The sequence below is a fragment of the Haloarcula onubensis genome (assembly GCF_031624605.1).
GTDB classification, from domain to species: Archaea; Halobacteriota; Halobacteria; order Halobacteriales; family Haloarculaceae; genus Haloarcula; species Haloarcula onubensis.
In genome coordinates this window covers 603,693-626,747 of sequence record NZ_JAMQOS010000001.1, presented here as the reverse complement: position 1 = coordinate 626,747, position 23,055 = coordinate 603,693, and the positions used below count along the sequence as shown (strand labels likewise).

25 protein-coding genes are annotated in these 23,055 nt (G+C 68.0%); 9 read left to right on the top strand and 16 right to left on the bottom strand.

Annotated elements, in window-relative coordinates:
* Window positions 1-3: 3 nt before the first annotated feature.
* From NDI86_RS03240 to NDI86_RS03220, 5 genes are all read right to left on the bottom strand, one after another.
* Complete coding sequence (locus tag NDI86_RS03240) at window positions 4-1,833, bottom strand: carbon starvation CstA family protein (protein ID WP_310898957.1); 1,830 nt, start codon at window positions 1,831-1,833, stop codon at window positions 4-6.
* Window positions 1,834-1,927: 94 nt separating this feature from the next.
* The gene (locus tag NDI86_RS03235) at window positions 1,928-2,899 is read right to left on the bottom strand and encodes an ArsA family ATPase (protein ID WP_310898956.1); all 972 of its coding nucleotides are present in this window, start codon (window positions 2,897-2,899) and stop codon (window positions 1,928-1,930) included.
* Window position 2,900: 1 nt separating this feature from the next.
* The gene (locus NDI86_RS03230) at window positions 2,901-3,197 is read right to left on the bottom strand and encodes a DUF7990 family protein (protein ID WP_310898955.1); all 297 of its coding nucleotides are present in this window, start codon (window positions 3,195-3,197) and stop codon (window positions 2,901-2,903) included.
* Window positions 3,198-3,199: 2 nt separating this feature from the next.
* Window positions 3,200-3,418 (bottom strand): hypothetical protein, encoded by a 219-nt coding sequence (locus NDI86_RS03225; RefSeq protein ID WP_310898954.1) that lies wholly within the window; start codon window positions 3,416-3,418, stop codon window positions 3,200-3,202.
* 51 nt (window positions 3,419-3,469) lie between these two features.
* The gene (locus tag NDI86_RS03220; protein ID WP_310898953.1) at window positions 3,470-3,787 is read right to left on the bottom strand and encodes a hypothetical protein; all 318 of its coding nucleotides are present in this window, start codon (window positions 3,785-3,787) and stop codon (window positions 3,470-3,472) included.
* 113 nt (window positions 3,788-3,900) lie between these two features.
* Between NDI86_RS03220 and NDI86_RS03215 the strand changes: the two genes are divergently transcribed.
* Window positions 3,901-4,320 carry a zinc ribbon domain-containing protein gene (locus NDI86_RS03215; RefSeq protein WP_310898952.1) on the top strand — a complete coding sequence of 140 codons (420 nt, stop codon included), beginning with the start codon at window positions 3,901-3,903 and terminating at the stop codon, window positions 4,318-4,320.
* A gap of 18 nt (window positions 4,321-4,338) precedes the next feature.
* Here NDI86_RS03215 and NDI86_RS03210 read toward each other — a convergent pair whose 3' ends face one another.
* Window positions 4,339-5,508, bottom strand: coding sequence for a 3-dehydroquinate synthase II (locus NDI86_RS03210; RefSeq protein WP_310898951.1), 1,170 nt, complete (start codon window positions 5,506-5,508; stop codon window positions 4,339-4,341).
* 313 nt (window positions 5,509-5,821) lie between these two features.
* Between NDI86_RS03210 and NDI86_RS03205 the strand changes: the two genes are divergently transcribed.
* Complete coding sequence (locus tag NDI86_RS03205; RefSeq protein ID WP_310898950.1) at window positions 5,822-6,001, top strand: hypothetical protein; 180 nt, start codon at window positions 5,822-5,824, stop codon at window positions 5,999-6,001.
* Window positions 6,002-6,048: 47 nt separating this feature from the next.
* Here NDI86_RS03205 and NDI86_RS03200 read toward each other — a convergent pair whose 3' ends face one another.
* Genes NDI86_RS03200 through trpC form a run of 4 tightly spaced genes read right to left on the bottom strand, consistent with a single transcriptional unit; the run spans window position 6,049 to window position 9,774 of the window.
* On the bottom strand, window positions 6,049-6,852 hold the full coding sequence (locus NDI86_RS03200) for a 2-amino-3,7-dideoxy-D-threo-hept-6-ulosonate synthase (RefSeq protein WP_310898949.1): 804 nt from the start codon (window positions 6,850-6,852) through the stop codon (window positions 6,049-6,051).
* A gap of 26 nt (window positions 6,853-6,878) precedes the next feature.
* Entirely contained in the window at window positions 6,879-7,709 is an 831-nt protein-coding gene (gene trpA, locus NDI86_RS03195; protein WP_310898948.1) for a tryptophan synthase subunit alpha, read from the bottom strand.
* The gene (gene trpB, locus NDI86_RS03190) at window positions 7,709-8,971 is read right to left on the bottom strand and encodes a tryptophan synthase subunit beta (RefSeq protein ID WP_310898947.1); all 1,263 of its coding nucleotides are present in this window, start codon (window positions 8,969-8,971) and stop codon (window positions 7,709-7,711) included. Before trpB ends, trpA begins: the two co-directional genes overlap by 1 nt.
* The gene (gene trpC, locus NDI86_RS03185; protein WP_310898946.1) at window positions 8,968-9,774 is read right to left on the bottom strand and encodes an indole-3-glycerol phosphate synthase; all 807 of its coding nucleotides are present in this window, start codon (window positions 9,772-9,774) and stop codon (window positions 8,968-8,970) included. Before trpC ends, trpB begins: the two co-directional genes overlap by 4 nt.
* 174 nt (window positions 9,775-9,948) lie before the next feature.
* Between trpC and NDI86_RS03180 the strand changes: the two genes are divergently transcribed.
* Window positions 9,949-10,419: a methylated-DNA--[protein]-cysteine S-methyltransferase gene (locus NDI86_RS03180; RefSeq protein WP_310898945.1), complete on the top strand. Its 471-nt coding sequence runs from the start codon at window positions 9,949-9,951 to the stop codon at window positions 10,417-10,419.
* Here NDI86_RS03180 and NDI86_RS03175 read toward each other — a convergent pair whose 3' ends face one another.
* Both NDI86_RS03175 and lonB read right to left on the bottom strand, forming a co-directional pair.
* Window positions 10,420-11,250 (bottom strand): CPBP family intramembrane glutamic endopeptidase, encoded by an 831-nt coding sequence (locus NDI86_RS03175; RefSeq protein WP_310898944.1) that lies wholly within the window; start codon window positions 11,248-11,250, stop codon window positions 10,420-10,422.
* Entirely contained in the window at window positions 11,251-13,356 is a 2,106-nt protein-coding gene (gene lonB / locus NDI86_RS03170; RefSeq protein WP_310898943.1) for an ATP-dependent protease LonB, read from the bottom strand.
* A 171-nt stretch (window positions 13,357-13,527) separates the two neighbouring features.
* Between lonB and NDI86_RS03165 the strand changes: the two genes are divergently transcribed.
* Window positions 13,528-14,091 (top strand): nicotinamide-nucleotide adenylyltransferase, encoded by a 564-nt coding sequence (locus NDI86_RS03165; protein WP_310898942.1) that lies wholly within the window; start codon window positions 13,528-13,530, stop codon window positions 14,089-14,091.
* Complete coding sequence (locus tag NDI86_RS03160; protein WP_310898941.1) at window positions 14,091-14,846, top strand: SAM hydrolase/SAM-dependent halogenase family protein; 756 nt, start codon at window positions 14,091-14,093, stop codon at window positions 14,844-14,846. The genes NDI86_RS03165 and NDI86_RS03160 overlap by 1 nt, the downstream gene beginning before the upstream one ends.
* A gap of 346 nt (window positions 14,847-15,192) precedes the next feature.
* Here the strand turns inward: NDI86_RS03160 and NDI86_RS03155 are convergent, their stop codons facing one another.
* A complete protein-coding gene (locus NDI86_RS03155) occupies window positions 15,193-16,512 on the bottom strand; it encodes an APC family permease (RefSeq protein ID WP_310898940.1) in 1,320 nt (439 codons plus the stop codon).
* Between the two features lie 103 nt (window positions 16,513-16,615).
* Window positions 16,616-18,175: a thermosome subunit alpha gene (gene thsA, locus NDI86_RS03150; RefSeq protein ID WP_310899642.1), complete on the bottom strand. Its 1,560-nt coding sequence runs from the start codon at window positions 18,173-18,175 to the stop codon at window positions 16,616-16,618.
* 179 nt (window positions 18,176-18,354) lie between these two features.
* On the opposite strand from thsA, the gene NDI86_RS03145 reads away from it, so the two are divergent.
* Window positions 18,355-19,173 carry an amidohydrolase family protein gene (locus NDI86_RS03145; RefSeq protein ID WP_310898939.1) on the top strand — a complete coding sequence of 273 codons (819 nt, stop codon included), beginning with the start codon at window positions 18,355-18,357 and terminating at the stop codon, window positions 19,171-19,173.
* Here the strand turns inward: NDI86_RS03145 and NDI86_RS03140 are convergent, their stop codons facing one another.
* Window positions 19,174-20,067: a glycosyltransferase family 2 protein gene (locus NDI86_RS03140; protein WP_310898938.1), complete on the bottom strand. Its 894-nt coding sequence runs from the start codon at window positions 20,065-20,067 to the stop codon at window positions 19,174-19,176.
* Between the two features lie 193 nt (window positions 20,068-20,260).
* Window positions 20,261-20,974 (bottom strand): class I SAM-dependent methyltransferase, encoded by a 714-nt coding sequence (locus NDI86_RS03135; RefSeq protein WP_310898937.1) that lies wholly within the window; start codon window positions 20,972-20,974, stop codon window positions 20,261-20,263.
* 197 nt (window positions 20,975-21,171) lie between these two features.
* On the opposite strand from NDI86_RS03135, the gene NDI86_RS03130 reads away from it, so the two are divergent.
* The 3 genes from NDI86_RS03130 to NDI86_RS03120 all read left to right on the top strand — a co-directional run bounded on the left by NDI86_RS03130 (window position 21,172) and on the right by NDI86_RS03120 (window position 23,032).
* Window positions 21,172-21,441 carry a MarR family transcriptional regulator gene (locus NDI86_RS03130; protein WP_310898936.1) on the top strand — a complete coding sequence of 90 codons (270 nt, stop codon included), beginning with the start codon at window positions 21,172-21,174 and terminating at the stop codon, window positions 21,439-21,441.
* Window positions 21,442-21,507: 66 nt separating this feature from the next.
* The gene (locus tag NDI86_RS03125; RefSeq protein WP_310898935.1) at window positions 21,508-22,293 is read left to right on the top strand and encodes an MBL fold metallo-hydrolase; all 786 of its coding nucleotides are present in this window, start codon (window positions 21,508-21,510) and stop codon (window positions 22,291-22,293) included.
* A gap of 34 nt (window positions 22,294-22,327) precedes the next feature.
* Window positions 22,328-23,032 (top strand): YkgJ family cysteine cluster protein, encoded by a 705-nt coding sequence (locus tag NDI86_RS03120; RefSeq protein ID WP_310898934.1) that lies wholly within the window; start codon window positions 22,328-22,330, stop codon window positions 23,030-23,032.
* Window positions 23,033-23,055 lie beyond the last annotated feature (23 nt).

Sequence of the window (23,055 nt, the reverse complement as noted above, 5' to 3'; positions counted from 1 at the left end):
GTCTCAGTCGTCCGCGGGCGCGCCGGCGGGGCGTTCCCGGACGTTCCGGATGTTCCGGTAGCCGATGCCCACGAGCGACACCGCGAGGCCGACGAGCACCAGCGCGATGACAATCTGGACGCCGACGGAGAGTCTGGCGACCAGCCCGGCGCTCTCGGCGAACCCCCCCAGGATGAACTGCTGGTACAGGTTCTGATAGAGGGCGAGATACAGCAGCGCGCAGATGGTGATGACGGTCATCAGCGCCATCGGAACGCCGGTGCTTATGAGCTGTTTGTCGCTGTCCCAGTTCGCCAGCCACACCGTCGCGGTCAGCAGGGCGAGCGCGGCCAGCAACTGGTTCGCACCGCCAAAGAGCGGCCAGAGGCTCGCCCAGGAGCCACTGGCGACCAGCGCGTAGGCGACGAGACACTGGATGGCGGCGTTGCTGTAGCGGTTGATGCCGACGGACTGGACCGTTCGCACGGCGTCGCTCGTCGCGTCCGGAGTCCCGACTATCTCCTCGGCCATGTACCGGCCCAGACGGACCGCCGTGTCCGTCGAGGTCAGCAGGAAGCTCACGAGCACCAGCGCCATAAATGGCGCGCCGACGCCGGTCGGGATGCCGAAGCTCGTCAGCATGACGGAGCCGCCGGAGGCGAAGTTCGGCAGGGCGCGGCCGATACCACCGCCCGCGGTGACGCCGGCGATGGCGACGGTGCCAAGCGCGACCGTCGCCAGCAGCCCCTCGCCGAGCATCCCGCCGTAGCCGATGGCGCGGGCGTCGGACTCCTTGTTGAGCTGTTTGGCCGTCGTCCCCGAGGAGACCAGCGAGTGGAAGCCGCTGATGGTGCCACAGGCGATGGTGACAAACAGGAGCGGGAACAGCGGCAGGCTCGCGGTACCCATGAAGCCGTAGTACGGTTCCAGCGAGATGGTCAGGGGCTCGGCCGAGGTGCCAAAGAGCGTGCCGACCACGATAGCCAGCAGCGCCCCGCCGACCCCGGCGTAAAGCAGGAACGACGAGAGGAAGTCACGCGGCTGCAACAGCGTCCACACCGGCAGGACAGAGGCGATGGCGGCGTAGACGAGGACGACCGGAATCCACGCCGCGGTGTTGGCCCCGAGCGTCCCCGCGGCGGGGACCATCGAGGCGAGGCCGGAACCGAAGAGGACGATGGTCTCGGCGGGGTAGGTACCGGCCTCGGCGGCCGGGAACAGCGCGACGGGGAAGTTGATGCCGACCCAGACACCCCCGAAGACGGCAGAGACGAACACCGCCGTGCCGGGGATGAAGGGGAGGTCGAGCTGGTAGAGGTAGACGCCAAAGACCAGCGCCAGGGCGATGTAGACGAAACTGGCCGTCGCGGCCGCCGGGTAAGCGTTGAAGACGATGGCGACGACCAGCGCGAACACCGCGACGACGAGGATGATGGTCAGGAAGGCGAACCACAGCAGCATGTTCTTGCCCCGCTCGCCGACGTACTCGCCGATGATGTAGCCGATGGACCTGCCCTCGTGGCGCAGGCTACTGGACAGCGAGACGAAGTCGTGGACCGCTCCCATCAGCGGGTTGCCGATGGCTATCCACAGCAACGCGGGCACCCATCCCCAGACCACGCCGGCGGTGATGGGGCCGACGATGGGCGCCCCGCCCGCGATGCTCGAGTAGTGGTGTCCGAGCAACACCGGCTTCTTCGAGGGGACGTACTCCTGTCCGTCCTCGTACTTGTGGGCCGGTGTCTCGTTGTCGTCGTCGAGTTCGACGAACTGCGAGAGGTATCGCGAGTAGCCGATGTAGCCGATGCTGAACGTCAGGAGTGTGGCGGCGACGAGCCAGAGTACCTGTACCATGGTAATCCTCCTCACAAAAGATGTCGGTCAGACTGTATTTAATAATTGTGGACATCATTTTCCGCGTCGAGCCGCCGAAGATGGTTGTGCGGTTTCAGGTCGGGGACGGGTCGACGGGCGTCCCGAGGTCCAGTTCGTCGACGAGCGCGGCGAGCAGGTCGGTCCCGTCGACGCCCGCGCGCTGTTCGAGCACCGCGACGACCGGCCGGTCGAACTCCGCGTGGATACGGTCGAGCCGCGCCTGCTCGGCCCGGTGGCGTTCGCGGAGGTAGGTCGCACCGGTGCCGCGCTCGCCCGCCTCGGGCGCCGGCGCGACCTTGTTCACCACGAGCCCGCCGACGGAGAGGTCGGCGTCCTCGAGGTCGTCGAGCGCCCGCCGAGACTCCGCGATAGAGAGGTCGTCCGGGTTGAGCACGAGGAAGAACTGCGCCTGCTCGGCCAGCACCCGCCCGGCGAACTCGAAGGTCTCCTTGCGCTCGGTGAGCCGCTGGACGATGGGGTCGCCGGTCATCGTCGTCCGGGGGTCGCTGTCGCCGATAGCCGCCTTCTCGAAGAGGTCGACGCTCTCGCGGCGTTTCTCTCGCAGCCGGTCGACCCACGACTGGAGGAGGTCGGGAAGGGCGAGCAGGCGCAGGGTGCCCCCGGTCGGCGAGGTGTCGAAGACGACGCGGTCGTAGTCGTCGCTCTCGCGCATCACGTCGATGAAGCGGTCGAACAGCGCCGCCTCGTACGCGCCCGGCGTCCGGTGAGCCAGTTCTATCTGGCGGTCGATTTCGTTGACGATGGCCGGGCTCACCTGGTCCGACATCGCGGCCTTGATGTCGCGCATGTGCCGGTCGACCTCCGCCTCGGGGTCGAGTTCCATCGCCGAGAGCCCGTCGTACCCCTCGACCGGCGTGGGGTCGTCGTCGAAGGGCTGGCCGAACACGTCGGCGGTGCTGTGTGCCGGGTCGGTCGAGACCAGCAGGGTCTCCAGCCCGTCACGGGCCGACTGGACGCCGTAGGCGCTGGCGACGGTGGTCTTGCCGACGCCGCCCTTGCCGCCGAAGAAGACGAACCGGTCCATGTTAGAAGTGGTACTGCTGACCCTTCCGCTCGACGAGCGACTCCCTGTCCCAGAGGCGCCGTTCCCACTGGACGAACTCCTCGGCCAGATACGGGAGCAGTTCGGCGGTGTAGTACGACACCGGGCTGGGGATGCCGAAGGCGTCCGCGAAACAGGCAAAGAGGAACACGTCCGTCGTGTCCTCGGCCTCCTTCTCTATCTTCTCGTGGGCCGGGTGTTCGACCATCCCGTGGTACAGCCCGTGGAGCCACTCCTCGAGGGCGCCGAGATACGCCGAGATGCGACTGGCGAGCGACATCGTCAGCAGGCACAGCCGGTGGTCCCCGGCGAGCGCTCGAAGGTCATCGACTCGCCGCAGTCGGGACAGTCCGGCGCCGCCTCGCCCTCGGCGTCGGAGACCCGCTCGCCGCAGTCGTCACACCAGTAGGCGCCGGTCGGCGCCTCGCCGGCGCCGCCACCGCGATGCGTCGACTGGCTCGATGCCCGCAGCACCTTCGATATCGTTGACAGGACGCCCATGTGTAAGCCCACCGACGAGACCCCAATAAATGTTGGTGAGGATTTCGGTCGCTACCGCGCCAGCAGCGGCAACGCGAGGGCGGCGACGGCGAGCAGCCCCGCGAGGAGTCCGTAGACGAGGCGTCCGAAACGGGCGTCGACCGGAATCTCGCGCCTGAGGTCGGGCCGTTCGGTCCAGACGTAGCGGTGGTAGGCGACGGCGGCGGTTACGGCCGTGGTCGCGCCGGCGACGCCGAGTCCGACCGGGAGCGAGGCGCCCAGCGCCATCACGTACAGCGGGCCGACGGCGAAGCTCACGGCGAACCCCAGGAGACTGACGACGAGGAACGGCACCGGGTCGACGGCGGCGCCCTCGCTGTTGCGGAGCATCAGCGGGACTATGTGCTCGGGGCATATCAACGCGTCTTCACGCCGCCCTGACGAGTCCGGGCCGTCTCGCGTGTTCGGAAGATATAGGGGTGTGCCCGCTAGATTCGCCGAGTATGAGCGACACCGGACGCAAGCGACCGTGGCTGGCCGCCATCCTCGCGTTCATCTACCCCGGTCTGGGCCACGTCTATCTCCGGGAGTGGCTGCGAGCGGTCCTGTGGTTCGGGCTCGTCTTCAGCGCGACGGCGCTGCTCGTCGAGGAGTCGGTGATGGCGCCGCTCAGCGACGGTCTCTCCGTCGACGCGCTCCTGGCCGTCTCTCAGGGCATCCCGACGGAGACGTCGATGGTGCTGTTCGTCATCACCGTCTTCTCCATGGCCGACGCCTTCTACATGGCCACGCGGGAGAACGTCGAGACCGAGGTCGTCGAGGGGACGAAGTGCCCGAACTGCGGGAAGGAACTGGAAGACGACCTCGACTTCTGTCACTGGTGTACGACCAGACTGGACGGGCCCGCCGAGCCCGAGAGATAGCGGCGCCGAACCTGCCGATTACTTCTCGATGATGCTCTCTTCGATTTTCTCGCCGAAGTGCGTCGCCGTGTCCTCGTAGTGGACCAGAATCTCGTCGCCGGCTTCGAGGTCGGTGACCGCCGTGCGACCCTCGCGGGTGTGGACCTTGATGGTCTCTGCGTTCTGCAGCAGCGTCTCGATGCGGTCGCCCTCCGCAGTCTCGGCCTGGACCCGGAACATCGGGCGCTTCTCTATCTTCGCGCGACCGACGATGGCCTCGCGGGTGTGGCCCGACTCGTCTACTATCTGGACCTCGTCGCCCGACTGTAGCTCCGAGAGGTACTTCGTACCGCCGTCCGGCGTGCGGACGTAGGCGTGGACCGCGCCGGCGTTGACCCGGAACGGTCGGGAGGCGACGTATGGCGACTCCGCGGTCTCGGCGTGGACGAAGAAGAGCCCGCGGGCCATCGACCCGATGAGCATCCCCTCGTCGTGGTCCATCAGATTGCCCGTGTCGATACAGACCCGGTCGGCCGAGCCGGTCTGTTCGATGGCCGTGACGGTGGCGTACTCCATCTCGACCTGCTCCCGGCCGGCCTCGTCGCGCACCTCGACGGTCTTGCGAATCTCGTCGACGTCGTCCGTGTCAAGCAGGACGCCGTCGGCGCCCAGTTCCAGCGTCTCGTAGGCAGTGCGGGCGTCCTCGGCCGTCTGGACGCCGGTGATGAGGTCGGTGTCGTCGCCGACCCGGGCGATGAGGTTCTCCAGCGGGATAATCTGCCAGTCGTCGCCGATGACGATGGTGTAGTCGGCTTCCTCGGCGACGGCCTCGGCGAAGGCCTCGTAGTCCTCGTCGAAGATGCGGACGTAGCCGCCGTCGGGCGCGGTGCCGTTGCGCCGGAGCGTCGAGAGGTCCGCAGAGCCCGAAAAATCCGTCGGGAGGTCGACGGTGCCGTCGCCCTCGCCGTCCTTGCCGACGATGGTCGCGTCGGCGTCGCTCTCCGCCTCGTCTTCGGCCTCCATGACGTGGACGTCACCGTTCGAGAAGGCGGCGACGTTGACCTGGCCGAGTTCGCGGACCTTCTCGACGTCGCTCTCGTCGACGAGCACCCAGTCCACGCCGGCCTCCAGCCCGGCGGTGATGCGTCGTCTGCGTGTCTCCCAGTCGCCGACGTCGCTGTCGGCCTTGAGCCAGACGGTTCGTGACATACGCCCACGTGTGCGACGGCGGGGCTTGAACGTGGCGGATGTCCAGTCGCGGTCGTTCCCGGTCGGCGAACTGACTCGGACACCCGACTGGTGGGGCGGGAACAGGCACGACCGATTAAAACAATATTCATAGGCAAGACTATATACTAGGGCCCCTATACAGATATACACACACAGGACGGCACTGATTTCGATGCTCCAGCGGGGAGCTGTCGCTTGGGCGAGGGTGACACGAACTGAGCCACCCCTTCTCTCTTCGCGTGACGACTGCGCGGGAACGATAGACCGACCCGCGTGTGACCCAGCAGTGACCATGTCCGATACACCCCCGATGAAAGTCGACTGTACCGAGTGCCCGTACTCCCGAATCGTAGCCGCCGACAGCGACCGGCTTCCCGCGGACCTCGTCGTCGAACACGGCCAGGAGACCGGGCACAAGCTCACGATAGAGACGCTCGAAGAGAGCAGCGACCGGGCCGCGTCGTCGTCCTGACCGGCCGTCACGCGTCATCGCCGGCGCCCGGAACGGACCGCCCGGGCTCAGGCTTCGACGGCCAGGCCGGCCTCGTACAGTGCGTCCTCGGCGCTCGCGTCGTCGTGGACGACGCTCGCCACCGCTCGCGCTATCTTCTCCGGGTCCTCGTGCTGGAAGACGGACCGACCCATCGAGACGCCGGCGGCCCCGCCGTCCATCGCGCCCCGCACCATGTCCAGAGTCTCCTCGTCGGTGCCGCGGGCGCCGCCCGCGATGACCACCGGGCGGCTGGTCGATTCGACGACGTGCTGGAAGCTTGCCGCGTCGCCGGTGTAGCCCGTCTTGATGACATCCGCACCGAGCTCCTCGGCCAGCCGGACGGCGTGGCCGACGGCCTGGTTGTAGTCGTCGGCCTCTGGGTCGATGTCCGGGCCGCGAGCGTAGGCCATCGCCAGCACCGGGATGTTGTACCGCTCGGCCTCGCTGGTGAGTTTCGCGAGGTCTTCGATCTGTTCGCGTTCGTGGACGCTGCCGACGTTGAGATGCATCGAGACGGCGTCGGCCCCGGCGCGGATGGCGTCCTCGACGGTGCCGGTCATGCGCTTGTCGTTCTCGTCGGGCCCGATGACCGTCGAGCCGTTGAGGTGGACGATGTAGCCCGCGCCGTTCTTGTGGGGGTGGACGCGGTCGGCGATGCCCCGCTGGGTGAGGACGGCGTCGGCCCCGCCCCGCGTGATACCGTCGATGGTCGATTCGATGTCTTTCAGCCCCTGTGTGGCTCCGATTGTTATCCCGTGGTCCATCGGGACGACGACGTAGCGGTCGTCTGTCCCGATGCGGTCGAGTCGAGCGCGTGTCGCTGTGTTCATGTCATGCGAACCTGTGGCAAGAACGATTATGTTCCTTCCGGTTGCGGCCGTTCCTGTGTGCCCCGAAGCGCCCCCGCCTTGAGTTCTCGGGCCAGTTCCGCCAGCCGAGCGGCGACCGTCTCGGTCGAGTCGCCGCTCTCGTGGCCCTCGGCGACGATGTCGACCAGCGCGGAGCCGACGATGACGCCGTCGGCGCCCGCCGAGACGATGCGCTCGGCGTGGTCGCCGGTCTTGATACCGAAGCCGACCGCCTTCGGCACGTCCCAGTCGGCGAGGCGGGCGAGCGACGCCTCGGTCGCGTCGTCGACATCGTCGCGCGCGCCGGTGACGCCCAGGCGGGCCTGGACGTAGACGTAGCCCGACACCTGCTCGCGCATTCGTTCGAGTCGGTCCCCGGTCGTGGTCGGCGCGACGATGAAGACCAGATCGAGGCCGAACTCGTCACAGGCCGCCCGCAGCGGGCCGGCCTCCTCGGCGGGCAAATCGGGTACGACAAAGCCCTCGATACCCACCTCGGCCGAGCGGGCGACGAAGTCCCGCGGCCCCTCGCTCTCGCCGTACTGGTAGATGAGGTTGTAGTAGGTCATACAGACCAGCGGGACGTCCACGTCGAGGTCGGCGGCGAACTCGAAGTACCGCTCAGGGGTCATCCCCGATTCGAGCGCGCGGACGATTGCGTTCTGGATGGTCGTCCCCTCGGCGATTGGCTCGGAGAACGGCAGGCCGAGTTCGATGGCGTCGGCCCCGCCCTCGGCCAGCGCCTCGACGTAGGCCAGCGAGTCCTCGTAGTTCGGGTCGCCCGCGGCGAGATACGGGACGAAGGCCGGTTCGTCGGCGAAGGCCGCTTCGAGCCCCATCAGAGCCCACCCCCGCCCATCCGCTGGAGGATGGACATGTCCGGCGCGATATCGAGGTCGCGCTTGGTCGTCTCCTCGATGACCGTCTCCAGGTCCTTGTCGCCACGGCCGGAGACGTTGACGACGACGGTGTCCCCGAGGTCGTCGTGGTTAGCTTCGAGGTAGCCAAACGCGTGGGCGGTCTCCAGGGCCGGGATGACGCCCTCGTCCTGGGAGAGGCGGTGGAACGCCTCCAGCGCGAGTTCGTCCTCGACGTTCACGGGTGTCACGCGGCCCTCGTCGACGAGGTGGGCGAGTTCCGGCCCGACGCCGGCGTAGTCCAGCCCGGCCGACACCGAGTGTGACTCCATAATCTGGCCGTCCGAGTCCTGCAGGAGCTTCGTGCGAGCGCCATGCAACACGCCCTCGTCGCCGGTCGAGAGGGTCGCGGAGTTGGGCGCGACGCCCTTCTCCTCGTCGACCGTGAGCGAGGAGCCGCCGGCCTCGACGGCGTGCAGGGCGACTCCCTCGTCGGGGACAAACTCAGCGAACGCGCCCATCGTGTTCGACCCGCCACCGGCGCAGGCCACCACGTCGCTCGGGAGCCCGCCCGTCTTCTCGATGGCCTGCTCGCGGGCCTCCTCGCTGATGACGGCCTGGAAGTCACGGACCATCTTCGGGAACGGATGGGGACCCACGACACTGCCGATGACGTAGTGGGTGTTCTCGACGGTGGTCGCCCACTCGCGCATCGTCTCCGAGATGGCCTCCTTGAGCGTCCCGCGACCCACGGTCACGGGCACGACCTCCGAGCCGTTTATCTTCATCCGGAAGACGTTGGGCCGCTGGCGGGCGATGTCGGTCTCGCCCATGTATATCTCACAGGGCATGTCCAGGTGGGCGGCGGCCATCGCCGTCGCGGTGCCGTGTTGCCCGGCACCGGTCTCGGCGATGATGCGCTCCTTGCCCATGTATTTAGCGAGCAGGACCTGGCCGAGCGCGTTGTTGAGCTTGTGGGCGCCGCCGTGGAGCAGGTCCTCCCGTTTCAGATAGACGTCGGTGTCGTACCGCTCCGAGAGCTGGTCCGCGTACTGCAGCGGGGTCGGTCGGCCGCCGAAGTCGGCCAGTCGCTCCCGGAACTCGTCCATGAATCCGTCCTCGTTGTCCAGTACGTACCGCTCGTAGGCGTCGACCAGCTCCTCGATGGCCGGCATCAGCGCCTCGGGGACGTACTGTCCGCCGTACTCGCCGAACTTGGGGTCGTGTGCGTCCTCTGTACTCATGTCTGTGTGTCCGCATCCGTCGTCTCGGCGGCCGTCAGCCGCCGGGTGTTCTCCGTCACGTCCGAGTCGCCACCGTGGTCCATGATGGCAGAGCCGACCAGCAGGGCGTCGGCGCCGGCCGTGCGCATCCGTCGCACGTCGTCCGGTGAGCCTATGCCGCTTTCCGCAATGAGCGTGACGCCTTCCGGCGCGGCCGCCGCCGCTCGCGGGAACGTCGCCAGGTCCACCTCCAGTTTGGCCAGGTCGCGGTTGTTCACGCCGACGATATCGGCCCCGGCGTCGACGGCCCGCTCGACCTCGTCGGCCGTGTGGGCCTCGACGAGGACCTGAAAGCCCCGCTCGCGGGCCGCCGCGAGCAGGTCCGCGAGGTCGTCGGTCCCCTCTTCGTCCAGGAAACGGACGATGAGCAAAATTACGTCGGCTTCGACGACGTCCAGTTGCGCCTCGTGCAAGATAAAATCCTTCCGCAGGACGGGTACGTCGACGGCCTCGCGGACCGCTTCGAGGGTCTCGGCGGAGCCGCCGAAGTGGTCGGGCTCCGTGAGCACGGACAGCGCCGCCGCGCCGCCGTCGACCATCTGCCGGGCGAGTTCGACCGGGTCGTCGGTCCGCTCGCCGTCGGCGGTCGGACTCGTCGGCTTGACCTCCGCGACGACGGGCACGCGGCCGTCGGCCTCGGCCCGCTCGAAGGCCGCGGGCAGCGAGCGCGCCTCGACCGCGACGCGGTCACCCCCGCCGCCCCGGTCACGGGCCGCCGCGAGTATCGACTCCACTGCTGGTGCCATTCGTCCGTCGGATTCCATTACTGAACACTAACGTACAGAAGTGTACATAAGTGTTGTCGTCCGAGAGCGGATATCGAGCTTTTTGCGGCCGGGCCAGCGGTGACGCGAGGGACAGCCGGTCCCCCGTCTCGACGAGGAGTGCGGACCGACACCAGTCCGTATATTCAAGAGGCGACGGGCCGATTGCCAGCCATGGCAACGCCAACGGGAGACGCCGGCATCTACGCCCGCGAGTCGACGTATCTCGACCGCTTCGTCCAGTTGGGTGAAGCGGGCGACCGAATCATCGCCGTGTCGTTTCCGACGCAGGCAGAACCCGACAGTTCGGCCGCCCACCCGCTGCTGGACCGTATCGAGGCGTATCTGGGCGGGGCCGAGGACGACTTCGACGACGTGGCCGTCGGACTGACCGTCCCCACCGCCCAGCGCAGGGTGCTTGAGCGAGTCCGCGAGATACCCTACGGCGAGGAGACCAGCGTCGCACAGCTCGCCGCGCTGACGCCCGACCTGGACCCGGACGACGAGGGGGACCTCACGGCGGTCAGAGAGGCCCTGGCCGCGAACCCCGTGGCGCTGCTCGTCCCCGACCACCGCGTGCGGGACGGCCCGAGCGGCGCGCCGCCGCCCGTCGAACAGAAGCTCCGCTCGGTCGAGGGGCTGTAGCTACGAGCCCGGACGGGCGACCCCGAGACCCTCGTGGAGACAGAGCTCCAGGGCGTTGACGAGGTAGTGGGCGACGACCACGGCGAGCAGGCTGTTCGTGAGGACGAACAGGGCACCGAGCGCCCCGCCGAGGGCGCCTGTGACGACGATGCCGACCCGCCCCTGGGCGCCGTGGCCCAGCGCGAACGCTATCGAGGAGACGACGACCATCGCCCACGCGGGGGCGCCCAGGCCGGCGACGGGGACGCCGATGGCGGCGGCCCGAAAGAGCAGTTCCTCGACGACGGCGATTATCGGCAGGACGACCCCCAGCAGGACGACCCAGCCCGCCGTTGAGTCGGGCGCGAGCAGTTCCCTGAGCGAGTCGTCGACCCCGATACCGAAGCCGTCGGCGACCGCTGCGGCGAACTCGTTGCCGACCCAGAAGCCGACGCCGGCCGCCACCCCGACACCGACGGCGGGCAGCCCCGTCGAGAGCGCGTCGGCCGCGACGCCGAACGCGACGGCGGGGATTTCGAAGAAGAACGCGCCGCCCAGCAGGAGGACGCCAAAGAGCCCCTGCGTGAGCGCGACGTTGGCGAGCAGGGCGCCCGTCGAGAGCCCGTCGTGGGAGAGTTGCCCCTCGATGTGGCGGCGCCGTCTGGCGACGTCGGTCGTCTCGAACCGGGGGTAGGTGTCGTCGTCGGGACCGGCACGCTGGAGGTCCAGTCCGCCGGTCCGGGCGGTGACGCCGCCGTCACCGGAGAGCGAGCGCTGGGAGAGCTTCGAAAGCCCGAGCAGAACGGTCAGCAGAAATCCCGTGAGGCCGACGAAGGCGGCCCACTGGGGCATCTATTGCGGGCTGGGACTGCCGCTGCCCTGTCGCCCGACCTCGTGTTCGAGCGCTTTGCCCGTGATGGATTTGAGCCGGTCGACCAGCGAGTCTTTCTCGGGCTCGCCGGCGAGTGCGACTTCGAGGACTTCGGAGATGTGCGAGACCGGGATTATCTCTATCATGTCCTCGTACTCCTCCTCTATCATCACGTCCTGCGTGTTGGCCTCGGGGATGATGACCGTATCCAGCCCCGCTTTCGCGGCGGCCTCTATCTTGTGGGTGACGCCGCCGACCGGGAGCACGTCACCGCGCACCGACAGGGAGCCGGTCATGGCGATGTTCTGCTCGACGGGGACGTTCTCCAGCGCGCTGATGACGGCGGTCGCCACAGTGATGGAGGCGGAGTCGCCGTCGACGCCGCCTTCACCGGCCTGGACGAACTGGATGTGGACGTCCTTCTCGGAGATGTCCTCGTCGCTGAACTTCTTGATGATGGCCGAGACGTTCTGGACGGCCTCCTCGGCCATCTCCTGGAGCTGACCGGTGGCGATGACCTGGCCCGGGCCCTGCGAGGGCGTGACCTCGGCCATCACCGGGAGGACGATACCGCTGTCCTCGCCCATGACGGCGAGCCCGTTGACGCGGCCGACCACGTCGCCGTCGTTGACCGTGAGCTCGTAGTCCTTGCGCCGTTCGATGTAGTTGTCCGCGAGCTGTTGCTCGATGGACCGAGAGCGCCGTTTGGCCTGTAGCACGTCGGCGCGGGTGGTACGGTCCTTGTCCTCGGCGCGGGCGATGTCGCCAGCGACGCGGACCAGCCCGCCGAGGTCGCGGAACTTCAGCGTGAGGTGGCCCTTCCGACCCGCGCGGCGTCGGGCTTCGAGGATGAGCTCCTCAACGGCCTCCTCGGTGAAGTGGGGGAGCCGACCGTCGTTCTCGACCTCCTGGGCGACGAACCGGGCGTACTTCCGGCGCATCTCGGCGTCGTCCTCGATGGTGTCGTCCATGTACACCTCGTAGCCGTAGCCCTTGATACGGGAGCGCAGCGCCGGGTGCATGTTCTCCATCGCGTCGAGGTTCCCGGCGGCAATCATGATGAAGTCCGTCGGGACCGGCTCCGTCTGGACCATCGCCCCGGAGGAGCGTTCGGACTGACCCGTGATACCGAACTCGCCCTCCTGGATGGCGGTCATCAGCTTCTGCTGGGAGCGGATGTCGAGCGTGTTTATCTCGTCGACGAACAGCACGCCCTTGTTGGCCTTGTGGATGGCGCCGGGCTCGACGCGGTCGTGAGAGGGCGTCTCCATCCCGCCGGACTGGAAGGGGTCGTGGCGGACGTCGCCCAGCAGCGCGCCGGCGTGGGCGCCGGTGGCGTCCTCGAAGGGAGCGGTCTTCTGGCTGGCGTTGTTGACCAGCAGGTTCGGAATCATCGAGTCGCTACCGCGCGAACTGTAGCGGAAGGCGAGATAGATGACACCGGCGGCGAGAATCCCCAGCAGAATCTGCTGGGCGATTATCAGCGAGTAGCCGATGACGATGGCGATGATGATCCACATCAGGAAGGTCCGCATCTGGTTGCGCTTGCGGGCCTCCTCCTTGTGGGCCTCGACTATCTGTTCGCCCTTCCCGCCGGGGACGGTGCGAACCTTCGGCTCGTTCCCGTCGTCGGGGTTGTGATAGACCAGGACGTCCTGGAGTTCCTCCCGGGGGAGCAACTGGCTCATCGCCTTCGCGAGCATCGACTTGCCCGTCCCGGGCGAGCCGATCATCATCACGTGGCGGCGCTGCTTGGCCGCCTTCTTGATCACGTCTCTCGCGTGGTCCTGGCCGATGACCTGGTCCACGAGCCGGTCGGGGACCTCGATTTCCTCGGTCGAGTCGATTTCCAGCCCGCCCAGCAGCTGCTCTTCGGCGTCCTGGAACTCCGAGTCCCCCTCTATCTCGACGTCGCTGCCGAGCGTCGTATCCGACGTCGCCCCGTCGCCGGCGTCGGGCACCTCACCGTCGGAGTCAGCGTGCCGGTCGTCGGTCCCCTCCTGACCGTCGGCCGGCGTCTCCTCCTCGGGGTTGGTCGCCTCCCGGTCGGTGTCGGGAGCCACGTCAGTGTCGGTGTTGTCGCTCATACAAACGTTGTTACCATCAGTTCGGAAGGCCTGTCCACTGATATACTTTCTCCCCCCAATCACGGTTTTGATAGCACGTAAACCACCGTACAGCGGCCGTATTGGTGGTGCGAGCCGACCGGCCGGCGAGCCGTCGGCGGGTTTATCAGACCACCGGGCGCACGTCTCCGTATGCGCGGTTTCTACATCGGTCGGTTCCAGCCCTACCACGACGGCCACCAGGCGATGGTCGAGCGCATCGCCGACGAGGTCGACGAACTGGTGCTGGGTATCGGGAGCGCCGACGACTCACACACCACACACGACCCCTTCACCGCGGGCGAGCGCATCATGATGATAACGAAGGCCGTCGCCGAGTTCGACCTGCGGACCTACGTCGTCCCCCTGGAGGACATCAACCGCAACGCCGTCTGGGTGAGCCACGTCGAGAGCATGTGTCCGGACTTCGACGTGGCGTACTCGAACAACCCCCTCGTGGTGCGGCTGTTCGAGGAGAGCGGCATCGAGGTGCGCCAGTCGCCGATGTTCGACCGCGACCGCCTAGAGGGCAGCGAGATTCGCGAGCGGATGATAGAGGACCGCGCGTGGCGCGACCGCGTCCCCGACCCCGTCGTCGAGACCATCGAGGAGATAAACGGCATCCAGCGGCTCCAGCACGTCTCCGATACGGACTCGCTGTCGCGCTACGTCGCCGAGGACGAGTCGCTCGAAGACGCGGACCTGGGAGAGGACTGATGATAACGCTCGCCTCCGACTTCGGCTCGCCCTATCCGGCGGCGATGAAAGGCGTCGTCTGCCGGCGGAGCGACGCCCGCATCGAGGACGTCGCCCACGACCTCCCCAGACAGGACGTCCGGGCGGCGGCGTTCTGGCTGACACAGACGCTCCCCTATTTCCCGCCGGCGGTCCACTGCGCCGTCGTCGACCCGGGCGTCGGTACCGACCGGTCGGCGCTGGTCGTCCGCGCCGGCGACCACGCGCTCGTCGGCCCCGACAACGGCGTCCTGTTGCCGGCCGCGCGGGAACTGGCAGACGAGGTCGAGGTGTTCCGCTGGGCCTACGAGGACCCCGAGAGTTCGACGTTCCACGGCCGGGACGTCTTCGCGCCCGCCGCGGCCACCGTCCACAACCACGGCGTCGCCGGCCTGGACGAACTGCCACGCACCGCCCGGACCGACAGCTTCGTCGACCTGTGGTTCCCGGACCCGACGGTCAACCGCGATGGCGCTCGCGGCGAAGTGCTCGTCGTCGACGACTTCGGCAACGCCATCACCAACGTCTCCGGCGAGGAACTGGCGGCCCACACCGACGAGACGGTCACGGTGAACGGCCGGCGAGCGCCGGTGCGGCGGGCCTACGCCGGCGTCGAGGCCGGCGAACCCGTCGTCACGGTCGGGAGCCACGGCAACGTCGAACTCGCCGTCAACCGGGGCCGCGGCGACGACGCGTTCGACGTCTCGCCCGGCGACGCGGTCGAACTCCGCTGGTAGGAATCTTTTAGGCCAGCCGAAAATCGGCACTCTTTTGTATTTTAGGCGAGCCTAAACAGATGGATGCCGGACGAACAGGTGTCGCGGCTGACGCGTCGCGGGCGTGAGACGGGCCGGAGCCAGCCTGCTCGCCGGGTCGCGGTCACATCGCGAATCACCGGAGGTGATGCGTCGAGAGACTGACCCTACACCAATCGGTGCCATCTGTTACCGCGGCGACGTACCGTGGGCATGGTCGTCGGTCACACCGACGCTGTCGCCGCACCACGAGTTACAGCTCGTGTCTGTCCCTTTTCCCGCTACGACGAACGCCGAAAGCGGCGGCGCCGGGTCGCCTCGCAGCCGGTCAGAGCGACTTCGCCACGGACTGGACGCCCTCCTCGATGCTCTCCCGTTCGAAGTACAGGAGTTCGACGCCGACCACGGCGGCGGCGATGATGACGACGGTCGTGAAGACGTTCGGCTGGGCCGTCGCGAGGTGCCACAGGAGAATCGGGCCGAAGGCGGCGGTGCCGACGACCCCGAGCGCCGGCCAGACGGCGGAGACCTCGTCGTGGTCCCGCTGGCTGAAGGCGAGCCAGCTCATCGTCCCGAAGACGACGATAAAGGCGAGCGAGCCAAAGGAGGTGATACCTTCGAGGCTGCCAAAGGCCGAGAAGGCAGCCGAGGCCACGCCCAGCGCCAGGACCGTCCGGGCCGGCGCGCCGTCGGCGTCGGCGCTCCCGAGCTGGTCCGGGACCAGTCCGTCAGACAGGAGGTTCTTCGTGAAGTTCGCCGCCGAGAACAGCGTGCCGTTGATGGCGCTGCCCGTCGAGAACAGCGCCGCGACGGCCACGAAGAGGAAGCCGACCTGGCCCAGGAACGGTTCGACGGCCTGTGCGACCGCTATCTCGGGGTGGTTCATAATCGTCTGTCGGCTGGCGAGGTTCACCACGAGCAGTGCGACCAGGCTGTCGATGACTATCGCGCCGACGATGGAGATGTAGATGGCCTTCGGGATGGTCTCGCTGGCGTTTTTCACGCTCCCGTAGTCGTACACCAGCAACTGCCACCCCTGGAAGGAGACGAACGAGACGGCCGTCGCCGTCACCAGCCCGACGCTCATCGCCTCCGAGAGCCCCGCCGTGAGGGTGTAGTTACCCGACTGCCAGCCGAAGTAGAGTCCCCAGAGGCTGATGGCCAGCAGGATGGCTATCTTCAGTCCGACCAGCACCTCCTCGGAGGTGCCCGTCGCCCGCGCACCGACGACGTTCAGCCCGACGAACAGCCCGATAGCGACCACGGACGCGACCGGCCGCATCGGCAGTCCGAGCCCGAGTGACGGCAACAGTCGCACGGCGAACTCGCCGAAGGCGAAGCCGTACATGGCGATGGCGCCGACGTAGCCAAACAGCAGCGTCCAGCCGACCATCCCCGCGAGGGTGCTGTTGCCGACGAACTGTTCTAGCTGTGTGACCGACCCGCCGTTGGTGTCGCTCACGCGGTTCAGGGCGATGTAGGAGTACGCCGCACACATCGACACCAGACTGGCAGCGGTGAAGGCCAGCCACGCGGCCGGGCCGGCGATACCGACGACGACGCCGAGCACGGAGAAGACGCCGCCACCGATCATGCCGCCCAGACCGATAGCTGCCGCTCCCGCTAACCCGAGTTGTCCCTCAGACATGTCACGTCGCGATTAGGTATCCGGACGGTTATGCGGCGTCTCTAAAGAATTAGGGTTCGAACTGGTCCCTCGCTGGGGGCGACCGGAGACGGCGTGGGATACCTTACGACGACGAGATGACGTCGTCGATGCGGACGATCATCGTCGCCGCTTCCGTCGCGGAGTCGACCGCTTCGCGCTTGACCGCGGCGGGGTCGAGGATGCCGTACTCGACGGGGTCGGCGACGACGCCCGTCTGACCCTCGCTGATGACGCCGGCGATGCCCTCGCTCTCGTGGCGCGAGCGCAGGTCGACCAGGGCGTCGATGGCGTCCAGACCGGTGTTCTCCGCGAGGGTGCGGGGCAGCACGTCGAGGGCGTCGGCGAACGCCTCGACGGCGAGCTGTTTGCGGCCCTCGATGGAGGCGGCCTTCGAGCGGATGTGGTCGGCGGCGGCGATTTCGGTGGCGCCGGCGCCGGGGACGACGCCGCCGGCGTCGAGCGCGGCGATGGTCACGTCGAGCGCGTCGTTGAGCGCGCGCTCTATCTCGTCGACGACGTGCTCGGTCGAGCCGCGAGCGAAGACGGTGACCTTCTGGGCTGCCGCGCCGCCCTGGATGAAGGTGACTTCCTCGTCGCCGTGTTTCTCGACGCCGACGGACTCGGCAAAGCCCAGTGCGTCGGACTCGAGGTCCTCGACGGAGCCGACGCGCTTGGCGCCGGTGGTCTCGACGACGTCCTTCGCAGTCGAGGAGCTGACGCTCTCGACGGCGAGGACGCCGGCTTTCGCCAGCTGGGAGGCGACGCGGTCCGCGATATCTTCGGTGACGAAGACCACGTCGGCGCCGCTCTCGACGACCGCTTCGGCGTAGCCCGACAGCTCCTGCTCCTCGGCGTCCAGCGCGGCGTTGAGCTGGTCGACGTTGGTGACGTTGTACTGGGCGTCGACGTTGCTCTCCTTGACGTCGAGTTCGGCGTCGAGGACGGCGATGTCGGCGTCCGCGACCGAGCGGGGCATGTTGTCGTGGACGGGCGTGTCGTCGATGATGACGCCCTCGACGAGCTCCGTCGCGGAGGTGGCCGCGCCGGTCTGGGTGTGGACCTCGATGTTGTCCCGCAGGACCCCGTCGTCGGTCTTGGCGTGTCGTACCGCCTCGACGATGACCTCGGCGAGGCGCCCGGCGTCGACGTCACCGGTGCCCTTGCCCGTCATCGAGGATTCGGCGACCTCGACGAGTGTGTCGTCGTCGAGTTCGGCCTCCAGCACTTCGGCCTCGATGGCTTCCTGCGCGAGGCCCGCGGCCTCGTGGTACCCCTCGACGATGGTGGTCGGGTGGACGTCGTCGTCGAGCAGGTCCTCGGCCTTCGCGAGCAGTTCGCCGGCCAGGACGGATGCGGTCGTGGTCCCGTCGCCGACCTCGTCCTCCTGGGTCTCGGCGACCTCGACGATCATCTGTGCGGCGGGGTGCTCGATGTCCATCTCGCCCAGGATGGTCGCGCCGTCGTTCGTGATGACGACGTCGCCGCTGTCGGAGACGAGCATCTTGTCCATGCCCCGCGGCCCGAGCGTCGTGCGTACGGCCTCACTGACGGCCTTGCCGGCGGAGATGTTCGACGACTGTGCGTCCTTCCCGTGTGTGCGCTGGGCGTCCTCGTCGAGAATGAAGAGGGGCTGGCCGCCCATGCGTCGCTGGCCAGATGACATATCTGTGTAACCTCACCTTATTCATCGCAAGCGGTTCTATATAAAGCTTTTGAACGCGATGTCGGCGGACCGACCGACGGGAGCGCGACGGACGGCGTCGAGTGGGTGTCTCCCGGCGAGCCAGATGATTTATTATCGGCTTTCCCCCATGTCCGACAATGCTGGAGCTGGAGCACGGCTTTCGGGTGGTGGACGTGCACGCGCGGGTGGAGCCCGACGAGGAGCGTCGGCCCCGTCCCGGTCTGGGCGACCCCGAACAGCTCGAACGGGAGATGCACCAGGCCGGGGTGGTCCGTGCCGTCGTCTACCCCAGCGCCCGCGAGGAGGGGTATCTGAAGGCCAACAACGCCGTCGCACGGATGTCGGTCGGGCGGCCGCTGGTGGCGTTCGCCCGTATCGACGGCGCCCGGGACCCGGGCGGTGGGGCCGGCTCGCGGCTCCGGAACCTGACCGGTCGCAACGGCGGGGACCACACCACCCCCGAGGACGTCGAGCAGTACGCCTACGACGACCGCTTCTACGGCTTCAAGCTCCACCCGGGGAAGGACGGCCTGCCGACAGCGGCCGTGCTCGAACAGCTCGCCGACGTCGCCCAGCCGCTGCTCGTCCACGGCGGCGAGGACATCCCCCCGTCGGCCATCGCCGACGCGTTGCTGGGGTACGACATCCCCGTCATCCTCTCTCACTTCGGCGCCCACCCGCTCCGCGCGGACCTGATGGACGCGGCCATCTCCCTGCTCGACGACCACGACCAGCTCTATCTGGACACGAGCGTGGTCCGCTACCGGGACCCCTTGGAGCGGGCGATTCGCGAACACCCCGACCGGGTCCTCTTCGGCAGCGGCGCCCCACACACCCACCCGAACGTGGCCGTCATGGAGATTCTCACGCTCGACGTGCCCGAGGACGCGATGAAGAAGGTGTTCTCGAACAACGCGGGCCGGGTCGTCGAGCCGCTCGCCCCGCGGCAGTTCTGACTAGCGCCAGTCGTACACCGTGACGGCGCGGTCGGCCCGGACCGACCGCCCGTTGGGGTTCTCGCCGCCCCGATACCGGGCGAGCAGGCCGTCCTTGCAGCCCGTCCCGGCGCCCCGTACCACGTCCTGTCCGGTCGAGAACCACTGTGACGGGGCGGTGTTCCCGCGAGCGACGCCTTTCAGCGCCTCGACGGCGTCGCTCGCGGCGTGGCTCACCAGCCGCCGGACCACCGTCGGGCGGACCCCGAAGTTCTTCACCATGCGGTAGGCCAGCGACCGGTACTTCCAGTGCCAGTCCCGTTCGCGGATGCCGCCGTCGGCCTCGAACTCCCGGCGCACGCACATCCCACTGTCCCACCCGACCGTGTACTCCTTCTCGGCCAGCCGATGGGCCACGTCGCGGGAACTACCTATCCGGAGGTACTCGTCGAACCCGTCCAGTTCGTCCAGCGTTTCGCGCCGGAAGGCGACGTTGCCGGCGTTGAAGTACGTCACCGCCTGCCCGGCGATGGTCCGGGACTCCTTCGACTCGGTCGTCATCCCCGCGGCGAGTTGCTCGTGGGTCGGCCCCGTCACGGCAGCGTGCTCCTCGACGCCCGCCCGGACGGCCTCGCCCCAGCCGTCCTCGACGGAGAGGGTGTGACTCACCAGCGCCACCACGTCGCCGGTCGCCCGGTCCAGCCCGGCGTTGCGGGCGACGGTGACCGACCGGTCGGCGATTTCCACTAACACGTCCACGTCCGACCGGTCCCGCACCATCCCTGTCGTGCCATCGGCAGAGGGCCCGTTGACGACGATGGTCTCGGCGTCGGGGACCTGCTCGGCGAGTGCGTCCAGACAGCCGGCCAGCTCCTCCCGGCCGTTCAGCGTCGGGACCACTACCGATAGCTCCATACTCACGGATTCGACGCCGGAACCGCATAAAACTCGCGGGCACGGAGGAGTATTTATATCCCACGTTGTGAATGGTGCGCCAAGAGTTCGGATATCGCCGGAGGGGAGCGTTCTGACCGTGGGACCTATCGGGCGACCCGACAACTGTCGGGGCGCTCGACGAACGCAAGCCACACGCCCCAATCCGGCGTGTCTAGCTCGGCGCGACGTGGGTGTTCCAGTAGGAGACCGAGGCGAGTTTGTCGCCCAGCGGCGTCCCGCCGATGGCGGTGTCGATAGAGCGAAACGAGGAGGCCAGTTCGTTCGGAATCTTCCGGTAGAAGCCGTAGGGGAGCACCCAGTCGTGGGATTCGGCGGCGAGTTCGAGGTCCGCGCCGTCGAGCAGGCGGTCTATCTCCCAGCGCGAGTACAGCCGCGACCCCATCGGGAGCGCCCAGTTGTACAGCGACCGAGTCGAGAAGCGGTTGAACGTGTCGAAAAAGACCTGCTCCTTGGCGACCCGGCGCATCTCCGCGAGGAAGGCCGCGGGCGTGTCCGCCAGGTGGAAGAATCGCATCGCCAGCACGGTGTCGAAGTGGTTGTCGGGGAAGGGGAGGCGGGCGGCGTCGCCGCGCATGAACTCGACGTGGTCGGAGACGCCGGCGGCCTTGGCCTTCTCGCGGCCCTGCTGGAGCATCGGCCCCGAGATGTCGAGCCCGACGATGTCGGCGTCGCGCTCGGCGAGCATGACCGTGAACCGGCCGGTGCCACAGGCGACCTCCAGCACCTTCTTGTCCTCGACCGGGCCGATGGCGTCGAGCACCGCTTCCTTCTCGCGACGGTCGATGAGCCGGCCGCCGCGGGAGAACCGCTTGGCCTCGTACTCTTCGGCCACGGTGTCGGTCTGGTACCACTCCTGCCCTTTCACGCACGATTGTCCCCACCGGGGGGATAAAACGATACTGGAATCGCCGTTCCGCACCGGGTTCGGTCGCGGCGCTGGAGCGTTTCGAATTTCCCAAACCCACGGTTGTATAAGGATACATTATACACATCATAGTACCATGCATTGTTTGGTCATGAATATAGCCAAGTTTTACCAGTAGTAGTGGATTATCGGTCAGTATGAGTACGACCACCGAGGACATGTCGGCGTCACCGTTCACCCAAGAGGACTTCCGGGAGCGGCTCCGCGAACTGCCACCGAGCGCGAAACTCGTCGCGAAAGTGCTGGAAGACGACGCGCCTCTCTCGCAGGGCCAGCTCGCCGAGACGTCGCTGCTGCCCGACCGCACCGTCCGCTACGCGCTGAACCGACTCGAGGAGTCCGACCTCGTCGACTCCCGGTACAGCTTCACCGACGCGCGAAAGCAGGTCTACTTCCTCACGGCCTGAGCGAGCGCCGTTCGCCAGCGTCCGCTGTCGCCGGAGTTTTCAGCGCCGCCCGCGACCGGACAGCCGATGGACTGGCGCCGAGTGACCGTCGCCGTGGAATCGCGCGCCCCGACGGGCGAGACCGCCGTGTATCTGAGCGACGGCCCCGGGGCGTTGCTCGTCGACCCGGCGCGCCGGACAGCCGACCTCGACGACGCCGTCGCGGCCGCCGACGTCGACCACGTCGCGGTCACCCACCACCACCCGGACCACGTCGGCGCCGTCGCCCACTACGCCCGCGAGACCGGCGCGACGGTGTGGGCGCGCCGTGGTCGCGTCGACGCCTTCGAAGCGGTCACCGGAATCGCGCCCGACCGGACGTTCGCCGAGGGGACGACTATCCCGGCCGGCGACGGTATCGAGGTACTGGGCCTCCCGGGCCACGCACCCGAACACGTCGGCTTCGAGACTGCGGCCGGCGTCGTCAGCGGTGACGTGGCGGTCGCCGAGGGGAGCGTCGTCGTCGGCGCCCCCGAGGGGGACATGCGGGCGTATCTCGCCTCGCTGCGCCGCCTCCACGCCCGGAATCCGCCCCGACTCTACCCGGGCCACGGCCCGACGATTACGGAGCCACGGAGCGCCTGCCGGCGGCTCCTCCGCCATCGGCTCGACCGCGAGCAGCGCGTCCGTGCGGCCGTCGAATCGGGCGCCGAGACGCCCGACGACATCCTCGACCGGGCCTACGAGAAGGACCTGACCGGCGTGCGGGACCTCGCGCGGGCGACGGTCCTCGCCCACCTGGAGAAACTCGCCGTCGAGGGCGCGCTCCGGTGGGACGGCCGGCGGGCGAACACAGCAGGCGCCCGCTCATGACACACTTTTTGCGTGCCCGTACCCAGGGACGGACATGGACTCGCTCGAAACCGAACTCGACCGCGCCCGCGAGCTAGACGTCGGCGCCCTCGCGGACGCCATCGAGACCATCGGCTTCGAGTGTACGCGCTGTGGGGCCTGCTGCAAGGCCGGCGACGGGGGGTGTGGAGACGGCGCAAGCGGCGGCGGAGACGGAGCCGCCGGGAGCGACGACGGCCCCGAGCCTCACACGGCGACGGTCTTCCCGGACGAAATCCGGCGACTCCAGGCGGCCGGCGACTACGACTTTCGCGACGTGGCCCGGCCGATGCCCTACGGGCTAGAGGAGACGCCCGAGGGCCCACAGGGCGAGACCTTCGAGTGGGCGCTCCAGACCGACGACTGTGGCGACTGTACGTTCTACGACGAGACCGACGGTGTCGGCGCGTGTACGGTCCACGAGGACCGCCCGCTCATCTGTCGGACCTACCCCTTCTCGGTCGCACTGGGCGGGACCAGCCAGCCGATGGGCGAGGCGGTAGACACCGAGGGGATGGTCCGCGCCCACGAGTGCGAGGGACTGGGCCGGGATATCGCCCGAGCCGAGGCCGAGGAACTGGCCGCGGCGCTGAAAGAGCGGGCGGTCAGGGAGCTACGGGAGGCCATCGGCGTCAGGGAGAACTACGAGCCGACGGCCGTCGACGGCGTCGTCGTCCACGACTCCGAGGGGCAGAAACGCCCCGACGGAAGCGAACTCTGAGAAGCAGTTAGCCGTCTGTACTA